The sequence below is a fragment of the Bacillus sp. FF-1 genome (genome assembly GCF_028548245.1).
GTDB lineage: Bacteria > Bacillota > Bacilli > Bacillales > Bacillaceae_G > Bacillus_A > Bacillus_A paranthracis.
In genome coordinates this window covers 261,922-282,918 of record NZ_JAQQGG010000004.1, presented here as the reverse complement: position 1 = coordinate 282,918, position 20,997 = coordinate 261,922, and the positions used below count along the sequence as shown (strand labels likewise).

22 protein-coding genes are annotated in these 20,997 nt (G+C 35.4%); 5 read left to right on the top strand and 17 right to left on the bottom strand.

What is annotated here, in order from left to right; genetic code table 11:
• The first annotated feature begins 105 nt into the window (after nucleotides 1–105).
• Together PQF83_RS16675 and PQF83_RS16670 are read left to right on the top strand one after the other, a co-directional pair.
• The gene (locus PQF83_RS16675; RefSeq protein ID WP_000872364.1) at nucleotides 106–471 is read left to right on the top strand and encodes a CidA/LrgA family holin-like protein; all 366 of its coding nucleotides are present in this window, start codon (nucleotides 106–108) and stop codon (nucleotides 469–471) included.
• The gene (locus PQF83_RS16670) at nucleotides 468–1,145 is read left to right on the top strand and encodes an LrgB family protein (RefSeq protein WP_000578958.1); all 678 of its coding nucleotides are present in this window, start codon (nucleotides 468–470) and stop codon (nucleotides 1,143–1,145) included. The genes PQF83_RS16675 and PQF83_RS16670 overlap by 4 nt, the downstream gene beginning before the upstream one ends.
• A 12-nt stretch (nucleotides 1,146–1,157) precedes the next feature.
• Here PQF83_RS16670 and PQF83_RS16665 read toward each other — a convergent pair whose 3' ends face one another.
• Nucleotides 1,158–1,571, bottom strand: coding sequence for an NUDIX hydrolase (locus PQF83_RS16665; protein ID WP_000442967.1), 414 nt, complete (start codon nucleotides 1,569–1,571; stop codon nucleotides 1,158–1,160).
• A gap of 141 nt (nucleotides 1,572–1,712) precedes the next feature.
• Here PQF83_RS16665 and PQF83_RS16660 point away from each other — a divergent pair, with 141 nt between their 5' ends.
• Complete coding sequence (locus tag PQF83_RS16660) at nucleotides 1,713–1,913, top strand: DUF3903 domain-containing protein (RefSeq protein ID WP_000624208.1); 201 nt, start codon at nucleotides 1,713–1,715, stop codon at nucleotides 1,911–1,913.
• 315 nt (nucleotides 1,914–2,228) lie between these two features.
• Here the strand turns inward: PQF83_RS16660 and PQF83_RS16655 are convergent, their stop codons facing one another.
• The 14 genes from PQF83_RS16655 to PQF83_RS16590 all read right to left on the bottom strand — a co-directional run bounded on the left by PQF83_RS16655 (nucleotide 2,229) and on the right by PQF83_RS16590 (nucleotide 17,453).
• A complete protein-coding gene (locus PQF83_RS16655; RefSeq protein ID WP_000974648.1) occupies nucleotides 2,229–2,984 on the bottom strand; it encodes a sulfite exporter TauE/SafE family protein in 756 nt (251 codons plus the stop codon).
• A gap of 98 nt (nucleotides 2,985–3,082) precedes the next feature.
• Nucleotides 3,083–3,229 carry a BC1881 family protein gene (locus tag PQF83_RS16650; RefSeq protein ID WP_000644411.1) on the bottom strand — a complete coding sequence of 49 codons (147 nt, stop codon included), beginning with the start codon at nucleotides 3,227–3,229 and terminating at the stop codon, nucleotides 3,083–3,085.
• Between the two features lie 165 nt (nucleotides 3,230–3,394).
• Nucleotides 3,395–5,122, bottom strand: a complete 1,728-nt coding sequence (locus tag PQF83_RS16645) for an S-layer homology domain-containing protein (RefSeq protein WP_002163546.1) — start codon at nucleotides 5,120–5,122, stop codon at nucleotides 3,395–3,397.
• Nucleotides 5,123–5,337: 215 nt separating this feature from the next.
• On the bottom strand, nucleotides 5,338–5,904 hold the full coding sequence (locus PQF83_RS16640; RefSeq protein ID WP_080014980.1) for a hypothetical protein: 567 nt from the start codon (nucleotides 5,902–5,904) through the stop codon (nucleotides 5,338–5,340).
• A 6-nt stretch (nucleotides 5,905–5,910) separates the two neighbouring features.
• On the bottom strand, nucleotides 5,911–6,930 hold the full coding sequence (locus tag PQF83_RS16635; RefSeq protein WP_000386803.1) for a nuclease-related domain-containing protein: 1,020 nt from the start codon (nucleotides 6,928–6,930) through the stop codon (nucleotides 5,911–5,913).
• Nucleotides 6,931–7,048: 118 nt separating this feature from the next.
• Nucleotides 7,049–8,812 carry an ABC transporter ATP-binding protein gene (locus tag PQF83_RS16630; protein ID WP_000818388.1) on the bottom strand — a complete coding sequence of 588 codons (1,764 nt, stop codon included), beginning with the start codon at nucleotides 8,810–8,812 and terminating at the stop codon, nucleotides 7,049–7,051.
• Nucleotides 8,812–10,563: an ABC transporter transmembrane domain-containing protein gene (locus tag PQF83_RS16625; protein ID WP_000862468.1), complete on the bottom strand. Its 1,752-nt coding sequence runs from the start codon at nucleotides 10,561–10,563 to the stop codon at nucleotides 8,812–8,814. The genes PQF83_RS16630 and PQF83_RS16625 overlap by 1 nt, the downstream gene beginning before the upstream one ends.
• A 123-nt stretch (nucleotides 10,564–10,686) precedes the next feature.
• A complete protein-coding gene (locus PQF83_RS16620) occupies nucleotides 10,687–10,908 on the bottom strand; it encodes a YneF family protein (protein ID WP_001123317.1) in 222 nt (73 codons plus the stop codon).
• Between the two features lie 77 nt (nucleotides 10,909–10,985).
• Nucleotides 10,986–11,426 (bottom strand): sporulation inhibitor of replication protein SirA, encoded by a 441-nt coding sequence (sirA, locus tag PQF83_RS16615; RefSeq protein WP_000860645.1) that lies wholly within the window; start codon nucleotides 11,424–11,426, stop codon nucleotides 10,986–10,988.
• 156 nt (nucleotides 11,427–11,582) lie between these two features.
• A complete protein-coding gene (gene tkt, locus PQF83_RS16610) occupies nucleotides 11,583–13,583 on the bottom strand; it encodes a transketolase (protein ID WP_000019772.1) in 2,001 nt (666 codons plus the stop codon).
• Nucleotides 13,584–14,063: 480 nt separating this feature from the next.
• Nucleotides 14,064–14,867, bottom strand: coding sequence for a phosphonate ABC transporter, permease protein PhnE (gene phnE / locus PQF83_RS16605; protein WP_000047888.1), 804 nt, complete (start codon nucleotides 14,865–14,867; stop codon nucleotides 14,064–14,066).
• Nucleotides 14,867–15,661: a phosphonate ABC transporter, permease protein PhnE gene (gene phnE, locus PQF83_RS16600; RefSeq protein ID WP_001000755.1), complete on the bottom strand. Its 795-nt coding sequence runs from the start codon at nucleotides 15,659–15,661 to the stop codon at nucleotides 14,867–14,869. Before phnE (PQF83_RS16600) ends, phnE (PQF83_RS16605) begins: the two co-directional genes overlap by 1 nt.
• Entirely contained in the window at nucleotides 15,658–16,431 is a 774-nt protein-coding gene (phnC, locus tag PQF83_RS16595) for a phosphonate ABC transporter ATP-binding protein (protein WP_000569254.1), read from the bottom strand. Before phnC ends, phnE (PQF83_RS16600) begins: the two co-directional genes overlap by 4 nt.
• Before the next feature lie 83 nt (nucleotides 16,432–16,514).
• Nucleotides 16,515–17,453, bottom strand: a complete 939-nt coding sequence (locus PQF83_RS16590; protein WP_000915052.1) for a phosphate/phosphite/phosphonate ABC transporter substrate-binding protein — start codon at nucleotides 17,451–17,453, stop codon at nucleotides 16,515–16,517.
• A 185-nt stretch (nucleotides 17,454–17,638) separates the two neighbouring features.
• On the opposite strand from PQF83_RS16590, the gene PQF83_RS16585 reads away from it, so the two are divergent.
• On the top strand, nucleotides 17,639–19,222 hold the full coding sequence (locus tag PQF83_RS16585; protein ID WP_001075243.1) for a bifunctional metallophosphatase/5'-nucleotidase: 1,584 nt from the start codon (nucleotides 17,639–17,641) through the stop codon (nucleotides 19,220–19,222).
• A gap of 28 nt (nucleotides 19,223–19,250) precedes the next feature.
• Here the strand turns inward: PQF83_RS16585 and PQF83_RS16580 are convergent, their stop codons facing one another.
• Nucleotides 19,251–19,490 carry a DUF896 domain-containing protein gene (locus PQF83_RS16580; protein WP_000948565.1) on the bottom strand — a complete coding sequence of 80 codons (240 nt, stop codon included), beginning with the start codon at nucleotides 19,488–19,490 and terminating at the stop codon, nucleotides 19,251–19,253.
• Nucleotides 19,491–19,535: 45 nt separating this feature from the next.
• A complete protein-coding gene (locus PQF83_RS16575; protein ID WP_000991471.1) occupies nucleotides 19,536–20,192 on the bottom strand; it encodes a YneB family resolvase-like protein in 657 nt (218 codons plus the stop codon).
• A 141-nt stretch (nucleotides 20,193–20,333) separates the two neighbouring features.
• On the opposite strand from PQF83_RS16575, the gene lexA reads away from it, so the two are divergent.
• Entirely contained in the window at nucleotides 20,334–20,954 is a 621-nt protein-coding gene (lexA, locus tag PQF83_RS16570) for a transcriptional repressor LexA (RefSeq protein WP_000413738.1), read from the top strand.
• The last annotated feature ends 43 nt before the right edge of the window (nucleotides 20,955–20,997 follow it).

Below are 20,997 nucleotides of genomic sequence, written 5' to 3'. Positions count from 1 at the left end.
ACATATAATTTATATATTAGACAAATTTTTTGAATGAACGTATAGTAGAAATTGTTAATTCTTTTTTACAATTTTTATGTAAAAAAAGAAAGAGGTGGTTACTGTATGAAATGGTGGAAATTAAGCGGACAAATTTTACTATTATTTTGTTTCGCTTGGACAGGTGAATGGATTGCAAAACAGGCACACCTCCCAGTTCCAGGAAGTATTATCGGTATTTTTTTATTATTAATCTCATTAAAGTTTAACCTAGTGAAAAAAGAGTGGATACAGGACGGTGCAGACTTTTTATTAAAAGAACTTATTTTATTTTTTATTCCTTCTGCAGTCGCTGTCATACGCTACAAAGATACACTATCACAATATGGAATCGATCTCATCTTAATTATTATGATTAGTACACTTTGTGTCACTCTCGTTACAGGACTCTTAACAGAATTGCTACTAAAGCGGAAAGGATCCGTGCAATGATTGGCTTTCTTTGTTTACTATTAACACTATTCACATATTGGATATCGAAGAAAATGTATCAACGCTGGAATTGGAGCTTACTTTCTCCTCTTCTCGTATGTCCTATTATTTTAATCGCGTTATTACTCGGACTAGACACATCTTATGAAACGTATGAAACTGGAGGCCACTGGTTAACAGAATTATTAAAACCTGCAACAGTTGCTTTTGCATGGCCAATCTATAAATACTTTGATTTACTTAAGAAACATGGAATGGCTATTTTACTTAATGTCATTGTCGGTTCGTTTCTATCAGTTATTACTTCAGCACTACTAGCAAATTATTTTCAAATTGATTCATCGTTAGAACATAGTTTAGCACCTCATATTGTAACGACGCCAATTGCAATGGCCATTTCAGAAATGATTGGTGGTATGTCACAATTAACAGCAGTATTTGTTGTTTTAACTGCGTTAACAGGAGCATTGCTCGGACCTTCTCTCATTCGTATATGCCGTATTAAAACAGCAATTGCAAAAGGTATTATGTTAGGAACGAGCGCAAATGGAACCGGCACATCAAAAGCATTCGAAATCGGTCCTGTAGAGGGAACGATTGCAAGTTTATCTATGCTTTTAACTGCAGGAGCTAGTTTAGTTATCGTTCCGCTTTTCTTATCGTGGATACATTGAAAAAGCAAGTGTTTACACACTCGCTTTTTTATTTATGTATTTGTTTAAAATCTCATAATCCTCCGGGAAAGATAGCGTTAATTCCTTCATTTCATCTATCCCCTTCCAAGCAATTTCATGTATTAACTCATCAGGATCTTGGATTTTCATACTACCGCCTATTCTTTTTACGACATAATAATGAACGTATACAGGAACCCCATATGTAATCGCTTCTTTTTCGTATATTTTACTTACAACTTCCACATTGTAACCTGTTTCTTCCCAAACTTCTCGGATACAACATTCCTCTAATGTTTCTCCTTTTTCAAGTCCTCCACTTGGGACGGACCACCTTTTTTCTTCACCCTTTTGTCCTTGCAATACCATTAAAACCTCATTTCTTTCATTTACACATACTGCTGCACAACCTATCCATCTTTCCATATACATCCCTCCCCTACTACTATTCGTCTCCTTTTTTATTTTCTCCTTGAAAAAAGAGGAAAAAAGGAAAACAATGACGAAAATTTACATCAACTTCATAGGCAGTTCCTTCTTAGAAATTAAAAACGGAAGGATGAAAGCATGATTTCTAAATATGTTGTGGAATGTGTCTTTTGTGAAGAAAATCGAAAACCTCGCCAAGCTATCGTCACAGTTCCTGCTACTACTCAGCTACTAGCCATTGAAAAAGTGCGTGCAGAATGTAAACGTCGTTTCGGAAAAGCTTTATTATTACAAACTGAAATTAAACAAGAGATAGTTTTTGGACAAAAAGAAAGCTGACCATAAATTGGTCAGCTTTCATATCCGATCATATTTTCACATGAAGATTAGGGGCATCCTCTTTAAGGATCGGGATTTTCCCATTATGTACGTTCCATAATGGTCATCGAACAATATATTTCTATACAATTAAATATTGAATAGAATAGGGCAAAACTTGTTCGCATTTTTAGAAAAGGGATAGGGATATAATTCAAGTAGTACTTCGAATACTCGAACTTTACACTCATTATATTAAAGCAAATCCTTTTATATGGGAAATATGAATTACTTACATAATTCATTCGTAAAACATATTAGTTTGCTATATTATTTTTATCCCATTAATAACATACATCCAGCGAAAACTGGTGTCATAATCATTGAAAACTTCAAAAGCATACGTGGTGCATAATTTGTAAACTTCGCACCGATATAAGCTCCTAGCATCGTCCCAATTAATACTTGCAATAATAATATATAATCTAGATACCCTTCTGAACTATACCCTAACCCACCCCCAATCGCAATGGGCAATATAACAAGCATTGTTGTTCCTACAGATTGCTGAATCGTCAATCCTAATAGAACCATTAATCCAAGTTGAATAAATGGTGCAGAACCAATCCCAAATGAACCAGCCATCATTCCAGTGACTAATCCAAGACATATACATTTCATTATGTTCTCTTTCGAAAAATCTTTAATCTCTGCTAAAAGTAACTCTTCCCTATTTTGAAACTTAATTAATTTAATAAACATAAAAATTGCAGATAAAAATAACATCCCAGCTGTAAACCAATGAAGAAGATGTCCTGGTATAAGTGAACCAATTTTTGAACCGATATAAGAACCAAGCGCTCCACATCCCCCAACAATCCCGCCTATAGTAAGTACTACATTTCCTTCACGATAATGACTTATAACCCCAGATAATGTCGTAAATGCCATAGCAGTTAAAGACGTTGCAAGTGCAACGTGAATAGGAATATGGAATACTAAAGTGAGTATCGCGATAATAAAACCGGCTCCCCCAGCTCCAACAAACCCTAATAAAATCCCCATTACTAACATCGTTATAATAATTGCCACATACTCTCCCTCCAGTAAGGCAATTATCCACCATATTCTTTCTTCTACACAAATAAAAAGCATCCATCTAGGATACTTTTTATTTCAATACTATGTACTTAATCTTGATTAATTAAAATAACCGCGGGGCCAGCGACTACTACTCCAGCTACTTCGATTTTTTCAAATTCCTTTACTGTAATAGATATAACGCCTTCTCTTTCCATCAATTCTTTACTCAGGACATCAGTCGGTATAGCTTTCACCGTCTTACCTCCTTTTCATTTATACAATATGCAAAAAATAACTTAACGCATCTATATATATGCATCACCTCCGCTTTCATTCCTTATTCCCTTCAAAACCCTTCTCTCCCTTCCATAACGTATTGAAAAATAAAAAAAGCACTCGCAATCGCGAATGCTTTTTCATTATTTACTTTCTATTACTTTTAACATTCTATTAATAAATGCTGCCGATTCTCCACGCGTTGCAGAACCTTTCGGCATAAATTCATTATTTTCATTTCCTTTTACAATGCCTAATCCATAAACACGTTGTACAGCTTGTTTATCATATGCTAAATCTTGATCTGAGAATGGTAACGAAACTAATTTACCTTTAATCTTTTTATATTGTAATGCACGGTCAATCATGATAACAGCTTCATCTCGTTTAATCGTATCGTTTGGAGCAAATATACCATTTCCTCTACCACTTATGATCCCGGCACTTGCTGCACGATTAATACCATCTATTAGTGATGGATGTGCTGTATTTAAGTCACTAAAATTCGATGACCCTTCAGGTAACTGCAATGATCTTGATATTAAATTTGCAAATTCACCACGTGTTACGAGACGCTCTGGCCAATAAGAACCTTTTCCATCTCCAACCATAATGCCGCGCTTATCTAATTCACGAATGTCTGCTTCGTACCAACCACCCGTTATATCATCTTTATGGTTCGCATCATAATAAACTTTCGTTCCTTGCAAGAATGGTTCCCACCCATTATTTTTAATCATAATAGCCGGACAAATCTTCCCGCTCCAAAATTGATGCTTCTTCACATTTTCTAAAGGGATATTTAATTCCCCCATTAAATAAGCTGCTAGTTTACGAGCATTTTCAACAGCTTTATTATAATCACCATCTTCGTTTACAGCAATTTCAATCGCAATTGATTCTCGATTTCCAGTTCCTTCAGCTCCATCTCCAGCATGCCAAGCATTTTCGTTTAATGGCAGGTGTTGATAAATCTCTTTATCGTCTACCGTAAAGTGCCACGACGCTGAACGATCTTCCGTTCCCGTTGCTTGGTTATATAAATATATCGCATGGTTTCTAGCATTTGCCCCAACATTATAATTATCGGTCTCATGAATCGTAATATACTTCGGGTTCATCGCATAACCTGGACGAATATTTTCATTTCCTTTTGGTACAATCATTTCTTTTAAAGGTACACCATAAATATCCGTTGTTTTCTCTTCTATTGGCGCAGCATACATAGCTGCTGCACGTTTTGTACGTGTTGGTGCTGCATCTTGTATAAGTGAAGCTTTTGTTCCTTCAAATTTTGCTGAAGGTGAATGAATCCATTTCATCTCATTATTTATTTTTACTTGGAACCATTCTCCCGCCTGTCCAATTGCTTGAATAGTTTGCGGCTCCAGTACATTTTCTTCTTTGTATGAAGTAAATGGTTCAGAGTAAGTAGAGCTTTCTTCATTAATAACTAACTTTTCACTTAATAACGGGTGAATTTCTTTAACCTCTACATTTCCATCACTATTTTGTATCCATCCCGTTCCCGATGAAGTTTGAACATAGTAAGCGTTTCCTTTTCTCTTCTCAGCTTTTACGACTTGATTCGAAATACGAATCCCTGTCTCTTTTTGAAAATTACTAGAATCGTATAAAGGTACTTCTTTCACTATATGTACAAGAAACTCACCTTGCACTTCACTTCTTACTCCTTTATCTTCCCCTCGACCATCTTCATCTTTCATATGGTTTTCAATACTTTTTAAAGCTTGTTCTTCAGATGAAACTGTAACAGTTTTTCCAAGTTCATTAGCATAGGAATAATTTGGAATCGTTACCATACTAAATACAATTGATGCAGCTAAAACATTATAAAATCCTTTTTTCATCATACTACTTAACACGCATATCATTAAATTCGTGTTAAAATTCCCCTCCTCAACCAAAATATAGATTATCTACTAAACTATTAAGCAACATAACCATTTACAATATAACAGAATCATTTCAATTCGTATAGATAGGAATGACTACTATTTGCCTACATTTACTATATTGGAATATGAAAAAGAAGCTATAATATATAGCTTCTCTCTACGGTTCTTTAATCGGTATGCACCTTATATTCCAAAACTTTACCATCTCTATCAAATTGTAAAACAAGATGTTCACTATCTATGGGAATAAAGCCACGTTCAGTTCCAAGATAGTACGAAGTGATAACCCCGTTTTCTTCATTTCTCGTTTCAGTAGGCATTCCTAATAATTGTGTAATTTCTTCATTTGATTTTCCTGTTAATTTATATTTTTGCAATAGATCATCTACCATATGTACCCGTTTATCTTCAGCGTGTAACCACCGATCTTGGTTAAACTTGGAAGTGTACGTATTCATACTTAATTGTGCAGTACATACTACTAACGGAATAAGTGCTACTATTAATACTCCCGACATTTGCTTCTTTTCTTCATTACGATTTTTAGCAACATATAAGATCGACTTTAGAATCATAACTAATAAAACAAATGGCATGACTATTATAAAAATGCTCGTTACACTTAATGACGTATGAGCCATACCAATAATAAACATAAGAGCAAGATACATGAGTATATACAAACAAATATAAACATACAAAATACCCCTTAATATAGCACTCAGAAAGCCCACCTCTTTTTAATTCATTATATAATTCATTCGATTAATGGTTTCTCGAAGTTTTTCTAACTCTTGACCTGTATATATTACTTTCCCCGTTAAGAATTCATTTCTGAAAAACGATACAAGTTGCTCTCTATCTTTTAATCTCGTCGTTTTTTCTTCAGAAAGATCTAACACTTCTTTCCCATTCTCATTATAAAAATATACAATCGGATTTATGTTTTCCTTTACAATATCAACTTGCATTTCTTTCAAACAATTGTATAGAATATGAGATAGTTTCTTCGCTCTATATACTGGGTTCCCTTCATTTTTCACTTGTATCGTTAATGAATCTTCACCTGTAATATATTCAAACGTCTCTTCTTTCTCTATCTCTTGTTGATACTTGCCAATTTCATCAATCATAAATGAATATGTACTAGCATTTTCTTTCGTTAAGCCATGAATTAATTTCCCTGTCCATTCTTTCGTTTCAAGTACATACATACCCGTTTTACTTAAAACAAGATGATGAATTCGAAAATCATTTCTTCCATGCTGATTTCTCATAAAAACATTCGGCATAATATGAAATTCATTATCTAGTATTATGCCTTGCTCTACGAAGCCACGCTTCATATACTGTAATGTTTCGTGTGTACTCACTTCGGCTCCATTTTTCGTATACTCTCGCAAATCTGCAATTAACTTTTGAAACATATGTATTTCGTTACTATGTTTTTCTTGCATTTCACTGCGTTCTTTACTATGTTGCACAGCTAATTGATTTTTCATCATGCGCATATTTTCAAGTTCTCTCGCTGCACTTATTTGTAAATCATTGTATTTTTTCTGTTCTATATTTTTTAATGTATTTTGCTGCTCTTTATATTCTGTAACCGTAGCTGCAATTTCATTTTCGTACGTTTCAATTGCTTGTTTTTTTTCAAATTCCGCTTGCTGACTCTCTGATTCTAACTGTTTATTTTTATAAAACAGCACGAATACTGCAGCTAATAATAATAAAATTACACCTATTAACACGTAATCCATAATTCTTCTCCTTTATTTCATTTCCTGCTTTTTTCCATTCACATTTCTACTACATTATACTATGTAATTCCTATATTTTTTGTAAAAATTTCACATGCAGTCAAAAGACCTTGTAATTCTACAAGGCCTTTTGTAAACTTCCTTTATTTTGTAGTAAGTACATATTATAATACAATCCTTGTTCACTCAGTAATTCTTGATGTGTCCCTCTCTCTACTATCTCTCCATCGTGCATAACAAAAATTTGATCTGCATCTTGTATGGTAGATAATCTGTGTGCAATCGCTATCGTAGTCCGTCCTTTTCGCATTTGCTGTAACGCTGTTTGGATTGCATCTTCAGTTTCTGTATCAATATTTGCTGTTGCTTCATCTAATACTAACACTTTCGGATTCGTTGCTATCGTTCTAGCGAAAGCAATTAATTGTCGTTGACCACTAGAAAATGCAGCTCCTCTTTCTACTACTTCCGTTTCATACTGCTCTGGTAATTTTTCAATAAACGTATTCGCTTGCACAAATTGTGCCGCTTCTTTTACTTCTTCATCCGTAATTTCTTCATTATACATACGAATATTTTGCTTTACATTTCCCGCAAATAAAAATGCATCTTGCAATACAAGTCCTATTTTCTTTCTAATTTCTTGTTCTTCAAATTTCTCTAAATCTACACCGTCTATTACAATATTTCCGGAATTAATATTATAGAATCTCAGTAATAAATTCATAATGGTACTTTTCCCGCTACCAGTGTGCCCAACGAAAGCAACCGTTTGCCCTTGTTTCACGTGAAAAGATATATTTTTTAAAACATCACGTTTTCCATCGTACGAAAAAGTAACATTTTTAAATTCAATATCTCCATTAATAACTTGAGGATTTCCATCTCCTTTTTGAACTGGCGCTAAATCTTTCTCATCCATTAAATGAAATACACGTGATGATGAAACCAGTGCCTGTTGGAAAAATGATAATTTCATCATCATCTCATTTACAGGCTGGAAGAAACGATGGATATAGTTAACAAACGCATATAAAACGCCTACTTCAACAGGACTCTTCAAAGCATCAATTCCAAATAAACCAAGTACTAACGCAATAGCTACAATATGAACTAAATCAGTTGCTGGACGTAAAAGCAATGCATCTAACTTTAATGTACGTCGCCCTGCACTATAATGTTTATTATTCACTTCTTCAAATTCTTTTCTCATGCGCTTTTCTTGTCTGAACACTTGAACAATATTCATCCCTTGAATGGACTCGTTTAACTTTGCATTTAACACACTTAATTGATTACGGACTTCTAAATAAAAAGCTGCACTTTTCCGGCGATATAATACCATAATCGCAAACATGATCGGAATTAATACGAGAGAAAATAGCGCTAATTTTACATTTAATAAAAACATCGCTACTAAAATCCCTACTAAAAATACGATATTTTTAACAAATGTTGATAATACACTGACATAAAAGTCTTTAATTGCTTCTGTATCATTCGTTATGCGCGATACAAGCGTACCAATCGGCGTACGATCAAAGAAACTTAATGACAACTTTTGAACATGCTCATATACTTCAACACGCATATCTTGAACAATTTTAAAAGCGATATTTTGAAAATATAACAAGTCTAAATAAGTAAATAATACTTTTAATAAGTGAGCAACAATATACACTACAAATAGAGTAACAAGTGCTGATTGATCAAAGTTACGTGGTACTAAGTGTTCATCAAGGAATTGTTTAATTAAAAAAGGACCCATCATTTCTGTTACAGTTGCACCAACTAGAAATAAAAATGCTAATGCTAACAGTCCTTTATATGGCCTCATATAAGACAGTAATCTTCTTAAATCGCTCTGTTTTTTCTCAGCCATCATACGCCTCCTTTCTCGACTAATGCTTCTAACTGCTGGCTCTCATACATTTCTTTATACCAACCATGTTCTTTCATTAGTTGTTCATGTGTACCTCGTTGTACAATTTTACCTTCATCCACAACAAGAATAAGATTGGCATGCTGAATTGCACTTAAACGATGGGCAGTAATAATTGTCGTTTTCCCTGCTCTCTCCCTCTTTAAAGCATTTAAAATCGTTTCTTCTGTTTTTGCATCTACCGCTGATAAACAATCATCTAAAATTAATATTTCAGCATCCGTTAATAAAGCACGCGCAATAGAAATTCTCTGTTTTTGACCTCCAGATAAAGAAACGCCTCTTTCCCCAACTACTGTTTCATATCCTTCTGAAAATTGAAGGATGTCATTGTGAATACAAGCAATCTCTGCAGCACGGGTAATTTCATTATATGTAGCATCCGCCTTTCCAAAGGCAATATTCTCCCCAATACTCGCTGAAAATAAAAAATGATCTTGCGGCACATATGAAATAGCAGAACGGACACCGTAAAGTGTTACATCGCGAATATCCCGCTCTCCAACTTTTAATTCACCATTAAAATGATCATACTCACGGATTAAACATTTTAATAAAGTCGTTTTCCCTGCACCTGTACGTCCTACAATCCCTAACGTTTCCCCTTTCTTCAAATCAAAATGAATATCTGTTAAATGTAACAGTTCATTTTTCTTATACGAAAACGAATCAACCGCAAATGAAACATCACCGCTCGCTATTGTATGCACAGCATTTTCTCTATTTACTACATCTGATTTTTGTGAGAGAATTTTTTCTACACGGTCATACGAAGCACGCCCACGCTCCATAATATTAAACAGCCATCCAAACGCTAACATCGGCCAAACGAGGGTACCTAAATACGTCGTAAATGTAACGAGATCACCTACTGTTAATTCATCTCTCACAACTAATACTGACCCGTAACATACTGCGATTAAAAATGAAAATCCTACGATAAGAGCGATTGTTGGATCAAATAACGAATCAATACGTGCAACTAACATATTTTTATGTACGACATCTTCTGATTTTTTTCGGAACGCTTGCAAATCTTCTTTTTCTTGTCCAAGCGATCGAATTACCTTCATCCCACTCATACTCTCTTGCACTTTATCATTGATTTCCGAAAACGATTGCTGTGCTTTATGAAACCTTTTATGTAATAAAGTGCCGTAATAATTTGTCGATATTGCTACAATCGGCATTGGAATTAAGCTTAACAATGTTAACTTCCAACTAATTGTAAAACCCATTGCTACGAGTACACATCCTCCAACAGCCAATGAATCAACAAGTGTTAAAACACCCGCCCCAGCAGTTTGCTGAATTGCTTGAATATCGTTGGTCGCGTGCGCCATTAAATCACCTGTGCGATTTGACTGATAGAAAGATGGACTCATCTTTGTAAAATGTTCATACAAATTTTTCCGTAATTGGCGAGCTAATTTTAATGAAGATCCGAAAATCATAATACGCCACACGTAACGTAATATGTACATCGTAATACCTACGAGTACTAAGAGTACAACCCATTTTAGTAACTTATCAGTCGTTAATGTTCCCTCATTAATTTCATCTACAACAATCCCAATCACTTTTGGTGCTACAAGTTCTAAAAGTGCAACGCCAAATAATAAAATAATTCCGGTTATGTACGCTCGTTTTTCTTGTTTAAAAAACCACGCTAAATTCATAAACACTTTCATATTTTTCCCCCTCTCTTAAAATGAGCGATGTTTTCAGTTTACCAAAAATACAGAATTTTTAAAAGTTTTAAACTCTGTCCATATCAAAAAGAAAAGACACTCTTAGCGAGTGTCTTTTAGCGCTTATTTCATTTGTTGCTTATTCATCGCGCTCATCATTTGATTGATTTTCTTTTGGGAAGGTTTTTGTCCCATTTGCATCATCATCATTTTTAACATTTGTTCGTTAATTGGTGGATTTTTTTGTAAGTAATTCATCATGTATTTGCGGGCAATGAAAAATCCTAACGCCACGCCTGCTACTAGTGCTACTACGCCCACTAGAATACCTAACCAAATTGGCATATATTTTCCTCCTTCATGTTGTCTACCTTACAGTGTACTAAAACCTTTTCAATAAGACAAGATACAATTCGACATTTTTACACATATGTTCGTACTTGTTTTAGAGGATTCAGCCATCCGTACTTTGTATTTTCATAATCCATAGCTAAAAATGTTAATTCACACTTCCGAAGCACCTCAAAGAAAGTCGTTTCCATAGAAACATTTCCAGAGGTATTCATGCGAATATAGTGTGGTTTCACCATTATTTCGCCATATTCCGCCCCTGTATAAAGTGTATGTGTATGATGTGTTCGATCATATTTACCAAGAACGCGCAAAGCTTGTTCTAATTTATGATGAATTTTCATTACTTGTAATGGCATCGTTATATACATCATTTGTTTATATAACACTTTTTTCTCCGAAAGGGACCCAGATTCTGAAAATCGAGCAAATAAATCAAAAAACAAATATTCACGACCAAAGTAAGCTTTCGCAATATCCTCTTGAATTAAATACAATTCATACGTTTTCATCTTTCGCCTCCCAATCTGGACAACCTTTTCTCTTCATTATATAGAAGAAATTTTGCAATGATTGTCTGACTGCGGAGAGAGAAAAAACTTTTTCTGTCGAAAAAACTCATTTACATAGAAAAACCTCTCCATGCCGGAGAGATTTTTCTAAAATCATTAAAGCATTTCTTTTACTTTACGAACAACGTTCTCTACAGTAAATCCATACTCTTCCATAATCTTCTCACCAGGAGCAGAAGCACCGAATGTATCGATACCTAACACATCTCCTTCAAGACCTACGTAACGGTGCCATCCGAATGTAGCACCCATTTCGATTGCGAAACGTTTTGTTACTGCTTTTGGTAATACAGATTCTTTGTACTCAGCAGTTTGAGCTTCAAAGCGATCCATAGATGGCATGCTGACAACAGATGCGTCAACACCGTCTACTGCTAATGCTTTTTGAGCTTCAACAGCTAGACTTACTTCTGATCCAGTTGCAAGTAAGATTACATCAGCTGTTTCTTTCTTGCTTGCAGAAACTACATATGCACCTTTTGCTACTTTTTCATACGTATCGTCTTTTGCACCTTCTAATGTTGGAAGATCTTGACGAGTTAATACTAAAGCAGTTGGTTTGTTTGTAGATTCAAGAGCTAGTCTCCAAGCTGCAACAGATTCGTTACCATCAGCTGGACGGATAACAGATACATTTGGCATCGCACGTAGCGCTGCTAATTGCTCGATTGGTTCATGTGTTGGACCATCTTCACCAACAGCGATACTGTCGTGTGTGAATACATATGTTACCGGCAATTGCATTAATGCTGCAAGACGGATTGCTGGACGTAAGTAGTCAGAGAATACGAAGAATGTACCACCGTAAGTTTTTAAACCACCATGTAGTGCAATACCGTTCATTGCTGCACCCATTGCGAACTCACGTACACCGTACCAAATGTTCTTACCGCTGTAATCATCTCTTGTAAAGTCTTTTTCGTTATTCATGTATGTTTTGTTAGAACCAGCAAGGTCAGCAGACCCACCGAAGAATGATGGCACAGACTCTGCAATTGCATTAATTACAGCACCTGAAGAATTACGAGTTGCTGCTTTTGATCCTAATTCATAAGTTGGTAAGTTTTGCTCCCAACCTTCTGGAAGTTGACCGTTCATTGCTGCTTGCAGTTCGTTTGCTAATTCTGGGTATGCTTGTGCATATTCACCTAGCATCGTGTTCCACTCAGCTTGCGCAGTTTCACCAACATCTTGTACTGTTTTACGGAAGTTGTCATATACTTCTTCTGCTACATGGAAGTCTTGCTCAGCAGTCCAAGCGTATGCTTCTTTCGTTAACTTTGTTTCTTCTACACCAAGTGGAGAACCATGTGAAGCTGATTTTCCTGATTTGTTTGGAGAACCGAAACCAATTGTCGTTCTTACTTCAATTAGCGTTGGGCGTTTTTCGTCAGCTTTCGCTTCTTCGATTGCTTTCGCGATAGCTTCAATATCGTTTCCATCCTCAACACGGATTACTTGCCATCCGTATGCTTTGTAACGATCTTCTACACTTTCAGAGAATGAACGATTTAAATCGCCATCTAATGAAATATCGTTTGAATCGTAAAGCACAACAAGACGACCTAATTGTAAATGAGCAGCTAATGAAGATGCTTCAGCAGAAACGCCTTCCATTAAATCTCCATCACCACAAATAGCGTATGTATAATGATCTACTACATTATACGCATCACGGTTATATTTAGCAGCTAAATGTCTTTCTGCCATTGCCATACCTACAGCAGTTGCAATACCTTGTCCAAGTGGACCAGTCGTTGCATCTACACCAGCTGTATGACCGTACTCAGGATGTCCTGGAGTTTTGCTTCCCCATTGACGGAAGTTCTTTAAGTCATCCATTGTTACATCATAACCAGATAGGTGAAGTAGGCTGTATAATAACATTGAACCATGACCTGCAGATAATACGAAACGATCACGGTTAAACCACGTTGGGTTATTTGGATTGTGTTTCATAAATTGAGTCCATAATGTATAAGCCATTGGTGCTGCACCCATTGGCATTCCTGGGTGACCAGAGTTTGCTTTTTCAATCGCATCGATGGATAATGTGCGAATCGTGTTGATAGAAAGTTGTTCGATTGAATGTGACATGCTATTCTTCCCTTCGCTTATATTAGTAAACGTTTTATACATTTATATGATAGCTTCCCACGCAAGATTATACAACATGTATCGACAAATATGTTGATGTTTTTTTGATTTTTTATAAAAAAATCAATGTTTTCGGGAATGTATGGGTATTCAATATGACATACTTTTTCATTATTTTTATTTTGAAAAGAAAGGGAATTATCTGTATATTTATACAGATATACAAAATTCTTCAATACTAACTTTTTTAACCCACTTGTGAACTACCCCCACTTAACATGATTATTATCTACTTTCATTGTTAACCAAACTTTACCTCTTATAAGACTGATTATATCAGGGGTCAAATAAATAGGAAAACCAAATGTTTGGCTACGCCAAACCGAAATTCATCTTTCACACGCCCCAGGAAGGAGATTTCTTTCGGATAATGCGTTAAAAATACAAAAAAGCATCTAAATTCGATGCTTTTCAAATCAGTTAAACAATCCGTTTCCGAATCGAACTTGAAATAAAATCAATGATAATGACCATTAAAATGATGCCCAATAAAATAATTCCCACACGAGACCAATTACGTGAACTCAGTGCAAAAATTAGGGGCGTACCAATACCACCTGCTCCAATAACACCTAAAATGGCAGCGGATCGTACATTAATTTCGAACCTGTATAATGTATACGATAGAAAATCTGGTAATACTTGTGGCAATACTGCATACCAAAGTATTTGGAACCGGTTTGCGCCTGTAGCTATTAACGCCTCTGTCGGCCCCTTATCTATATTTTCAATTCCTTCTGAATATAATTTCCCTAACATTCCAATAGAGTGTAATCCTAAAGCTAGGACGCCGGCAAAAGAGCCTGGTCCAACAGCCTTTATAAATAAAAGGGCCATAACTAATTCAGGAAATGTACGAACAAAACTAAGTACAAATTTCCCAGTTCCTGAAGTTAGTTTTCCACTGCTCATATTCGTCGCCGCCCAAAAAGCAAATGGAACAGATAAAAAGGCAGAAATAAATGTACCTAATATTGCTATTGCCAACGTATCAATTAAACCATGTAATAAATCTTCACCATCTGGCAAAGATACATACGCCCAATCTGGATTCAATACACCTGTCATAATTGCTTTTGTAATTTCTCCTGCCGTATCCTTAATTCCTTCTAGCGGTACTCCTGAAAAAGCCCATACGTAAACAAATATAAGTGCTATAAAAATAAACAAGCGATACACACTCGGTTTCTTCGGTTTTGGTACGATTATCGTCGTTTTACTCATTATAATTTCTCCCGCAACAATGTACTTACATGATCAATTAACAATACAACAACAAGGGTATAGATAATAATAGATGCAGTTTGCTGATATTGTAAAAATCCAAGTGTACGATCATAGTATAATCCAATACCACCTGCTCCTACTAAACCTAAAACAGCTGCTGCACGTACGTTCACCTCAAATGTATACAGAACATAAGAGACAAAATGCGCTTTCACTTGCGGAATTACTCCATAAACAATCCATTGCACTTTATTTGCTCCTACTGCTGTCATCGCCTCTAAAGGACCTGGATCAATTGATTCAATTGACTCATACAACAATTTCGCCACGAGCCCAATCGAGAAAAAAGTAAGAGCCAGAATACCTGGAAGTGGCCCGATTCCAAAAATCGCTACGAAAATTGCCGCTAATAATAAATCTGGTATCGTTCGGATAAAATTTAAAATCAATCGAGCTGGACTGTACAAAAATGCACTAGTAAACACATTGCTTGCCGCAAATAGTGCCAGCGGAATAGCTAAAATCGCACCTAAAGTCGTCCCGATAATCGCCATACGTATTGTATCTAACATCGCTGTTGTAATAACTTGAAAATAACTCCAATCTGGCGGCACCATCTCTTTTAACAAATCCATCATATTAGGAAAACCAACTACTAGTTTTGACAATGATGCATCGACCTGTACACTACTTCCCCACAACAGTAAAATGACTAGAACAGCCGTTAACATATGTTTCAACTTACTCGGTGGCTTCGGTATCGATTTCGAATATATCGTCACGTCATTCATTTAACTGCCACCTCTAACAATTCACTTTTCTGTACTACGTCACCATAAATTTCAGCAAACTTTTCATCCGTTGCCTCTTCTACTAAGCCATCAAAAACAATTTCTCCTGCATGTAATCCAATAATGCGCGTCGCATATTGCCTAGCTAAATCAATAGAATGTAAGTTTACAATTGTTGTAATTCCAAAATCTTCATTAATTTTCTTCAAATCATCTAATACTTGCTTTGTTGTTAGCGGATCTAACGATGCAACAGGTTCATCTGCCAATATGATTTTTGCTTCTTGCGCCAACGCTCTAGCAATCGATACACGTTGCTGTTGTCCTCCTGATAATTCATCAGCACGCGCATATGCTTTTTCTAAAATATTTACTCTTTTTAACGATTGAAAAGCAAGCTCCAAATCTTCTTTCGGAAATAGACCTAACGTTGTACGCAACGTCGAATGATACCCAACACGGCCAGCTAATACGTTCTTTAATACTGTTGATCGCTTTACAAGGTTAAAACTTTGAAAAATCATACCAATATCCCGGCGCATGCGGCGTAATCCTTTTCCTTTCGCAGCCGTAATAGACTCACCTTCAATCATGATTTCTCCTTCTGTAATCTCATGAAGACGATTTACCGATCTTAGAAGTGTAGACTTTCCAGCTCCGGAAAGCCCTACCATTACAACAAACTCACCTTTTTGAATTTTCAAGTTTATATTATTCAATCCTTTTGTACCATTTGGATACACTTTGGAAACATTTCGAAACTCTATCACACATCTTACCTACCTTCTATGTATTCAAAACGGCAAACTAACTGAAAACATACCTTTCCAGCTAGTTGCCATTTCCATATGTATTATTGCGTTTTTACTTTCTTTCCATATTCACGAACGATATCAAATTTACTATCATCAGATTTAACATATCCTTCATGTGAATATACTTCTTTAATGATTTTGTGACCTTCCTCATTCTTTCCAATTTCAATGAAAGCATCCTGTAATTTCTTGCTCCACTCTTCATCTAAATCAGAACGTACCGAAATCGTATCGTTTGGAATTTTCTCCGTAAATTTCACTATTTTCGTTTGATCGAATATATTCGGATAATCTTTTTTTACAATATTACGAGCATCTTGGAATACAACAGCTGCATCTACGTCACCATTTAAAAGAGCAATAAGCGACTGATCGTGACCTTTTAATGTAACAGGTTTCACATCTTTTAACGGATCAACGCCCTCTTTTAATAGTACAGCCGCAGGCCACACATATCCCGCTGATGACGTTACATCTTGATAGCCAATTTTTTTACCTTTTAAATCTTTTACACTATTAATATTTGAATCTTTCTTAACAACAAACTCAGATTTATAAAAGTCTACTAAGTCCTTTGTAGGAGCTCCCGTTTCATCATCTACGCCAAAACGTTGCGCTTGTAAAATTACGTTTGCTGCCTTTTTCTCATGTGCTAACACATACGCTGTTGGGGGTAAAAATCCCACATCTACTTGCTTAGATGCCATCGCTTCTACAATTGTATTATAATTCGTTGAAATACTAACTTTTACTGGAATATTTAACTTATCACTTAATAGCTTCTCAAGTGGTTTTGCCTTCGCCTCTAACGTATCTGCATTTTGAGAAGGAACAAATTGAACATTTAAAGTCTTCGGTACATACCCTTTTTTCGTATCTTCATTTTTACTTGCGCTTGATTCCTTCGTTCCACAGCCACTTAACAAACCCGCTGCTAATACAACTGTTGTGCTCATTGCAAAAACTTTTTTCAACATGTTAATGCCTCCATTTTTCATTGTTATAAAATAACCTTTCATAAACATGAAGAAATATATCACACATTTTTACAAATAATTGATTATTTACAGAATCTTTACACATTCTATACACTCACATTAAAATTCTCTCCATATATTTGATATGCTTAATCAGTAGATAATAATAGAAAAGGTGAATGATATTGAATCAAAATCAAATTGTAACTTTAAACATCCTATTAACAAGTGATATACATGGTACTGTTTATCCAATTCACTACCAAGATAACTCTCCAGCAGAAATTGGTTTAGCTAAGATTTCTACTCTTATAAAAAAAGAACGGTCCCAAAATAAAAACGTTCTTTTAATTGATAACGGTGACTTCATACAAGGAACACCATTTACTTACCATTACGCTACATATGAAAAAGATAAGAAAAACCCAATGTCATTAATAGCAAACTATTTACGTTATGACGCTGCAGTGATTGGGAATCATGAATTTAATTATGGAATGGATGTATTAAACAATGCTATTTCTACTGCAAACTCCCCATATTTATCAGCAAATATTTTAGACAAAAGCAGTAAAAAACCTTATTTCGGGAAACCATATATAATAAAACATATTGAAGCAAATATAAAAATTGCTATTTTAGGGGTGACAACGCATTATATTCCAAATTGGGAACAACCCCATCACATTAAAGACTTGCAATTTGAAGATGCGTTAGAAACAACAAAAAATTGGGTTTCTTACATTCACGAACATGAGAAACCAGATTTACTAGTCGTAGCGTATCATGGGGGATTTGAACGCGATTTACAAACTGGAGAACCGACTGAAGTTTTAACAGGCGAAAACCAAGGGTATGCTATGTGTCATGAAATTGAGGGCATAGATATTTTATTAACAGGCCATCAGCACCGAGAAATGGCTCAAACAGTGGGTAATGATGTAACAATTTTACAGACTGGATGTAACGGACATTCAGTTGGAAAAGTAACTGTAACATTTGAAAAAATGAAACAAGAGTGGGTAAAAAAAGAGAGTTATTCCGAACTATTGACTGTGCAAGAAATCGAGGCAGATCCAGATGCTCTTTACTTGGTAACTGATTATGAAGAGAAAACACAAAAATGGCTTGATCAACCTATTGGAACCATCCACGGTGACATGCAAATTTCAGATGCTATGCAAACTCGTTTGCAAGACCATCCTTTTATTGAATTCATAAATAAAATACAGATGGATATGGCTAATGTTTCTATTTCTTGTACAAGCTTATTCCATAATACATCTCCAGGTTTCCCGACATATGTAACAATGCGTGACATCGTTTCTAATTATATTTATCCAAATACATTAAAAGTAATTAGAATAACTGGAGCTGATATAAAAGATGCTCTCGAACTCTCTGCTTCTTATTTCACATTAAAAGAAGATGGAACCATCATCGTAAACCCTAGCTACATAGAACCAAAACCGCAACACTATAATTACGATATGTGGGAAGGAATTTCGTACGTATTAAACATTTCCAAACCAATTGGCGACAGAGTAGAATCTTTACAGCATAAAGGCACTCCTCTTAATATGAGTGAAGAATATGATGTCGTTATGAATAATTATCGCGCGAGCGGCGGAGGGAACTTCTTTATGTTTCAAAATAAGCCCGTAATAAAAGATATACCAACAGATATGTCTGAACTTATCGCTAACTATATATTGAAGCATAAAAAGATAGAAGCAACAGTTAATAACAACTGGAAAGTTATTAAATAAATAAAAAAAGATGGGCTTCGCCCATCTTTTAGTTTAATTTTGCATTATCTTGCTTTTTTAAAGCTTTTAATTTCGCCGGTGTAACATCAGTACCTTGTTCGTTAACGACTTTAATTCCTTTTAGTTCGTTTAACATATTTTGACGAAATCCTTTTAAATATTGTTCACGTAGCGATTGACGCTCACGTTGTTCTTCTTCAGTTAAACCTTCAGCTTTTGCTTTTTTCGCTAAGAAGTTAATGCGTTCAACGAGTTCGTGACTAAGCATCTCGAATCCCCCTTCTACTCAAAACTGATTATTATCATACAATAGTTACTCTTCTTTATCAAGCAATTGCTTTGTATACTCTACATATCTACGATGTACCGTCGCTTTTGAAACATTATGACCAAAGCCACGTAGTGTTGCTGCAATTTCTTCGAAAGTAAGTTCACTCTTACGTAAACGTACAATTTCCTCAATTGGCACTTCTTTCTTCTCTCGTCCTACACTTAAATGACGATTCTTTAAATTATTTTCTGGACGATAGCCTTTTTCTACTGCTCGTTGCATACCACGTTTAATTTTTAAATTATGAATCTTTCTTTGATACTCTTCAACAATACCAATAATATCTAATACCATTGAATCAGAATCCGACAATTGCAATTCACCATTATGTGTATGCGTATATACTTTTATTCCTTCTTTATGTAAACAGTGCATTAACGCAATCTTTGCATTCCCCCTACCAAGGCGCGTTTCATCTTGTATAAGTAGCACATCAATTTGTTCGTCTCGAATTGTATCTAGCACTTCTAATATGCCATCACGTTCAATTGTATAGCCACTAGCCTGCTCTTCAATCACCTTAGTAACATTCATTTGATAGCGCTCCGCTAAATGCAATAATTCATCTTTTTGACGTAATAATGATGTTTCTTGCGCTTCTTTTGTTGTACTCACACGCGCATAAATAATTGCATTCATTATGAACCCCTCTTTCTCACTATAATTTCCCTTTAGTGTAACATAAATTCGCCTTTTGTTCGAACTTATGTTTGTAGAATGTTTTTTCACATGTTATACTTATTAATAAGAAAAATGAAAGAAAACGAGGTGTTAGAAAACATGGAAAAGTTAACGAAACGCCAGCAAGACATTCTCGACTTTATTAAGCTAAAAGTACAAGAAAAAGGATATCCACCTTCCGTACGTGAAATTGGCCAAGCAGTCGGCCTCGCTTCTAGTTCTACAGTGCACGGACATTTATCAAGATTAGAAGAAAAAGGATACATTCGACGCGATCCAACAAAACCACGCGCAATTGAAATTTTAGGTGAAGACCGAATGGATACAGAAACACAATCTGTTATTCAAGTTCCAATTGTCGGGAAAGTTACTGCTGGATTACCAATTACAGCAGTCGAAAGCGTTGAGGAACACTTCCCTCTTCCAGCTAGCATTGTCGCAGGAGCAGATCAAGTGTTTATGTTACGTATTTCTGGAGATAGTATGATTGAAGCTGGTATTTTCGATGGAGATTTAGTTGTTGTTCGCCAACAACAGTCTGCATATAATGGTGAAATTGTAGTCGCTTTAACAGAAGATAATGAAGCAACTGTTAAACGTTTCTATAAAGAAAAAGACCATTTCCGTCTACAACCGGAAAACTCTTCATTAGAACCTATTATTTTAAAGCAAGTGTCAGTTATCGGTAAAGTAATTGGCGTATATCGTGATTTACATTAAGAATAAAAAAGAAGATAATTACCTTATTTATATAAGGTAATTA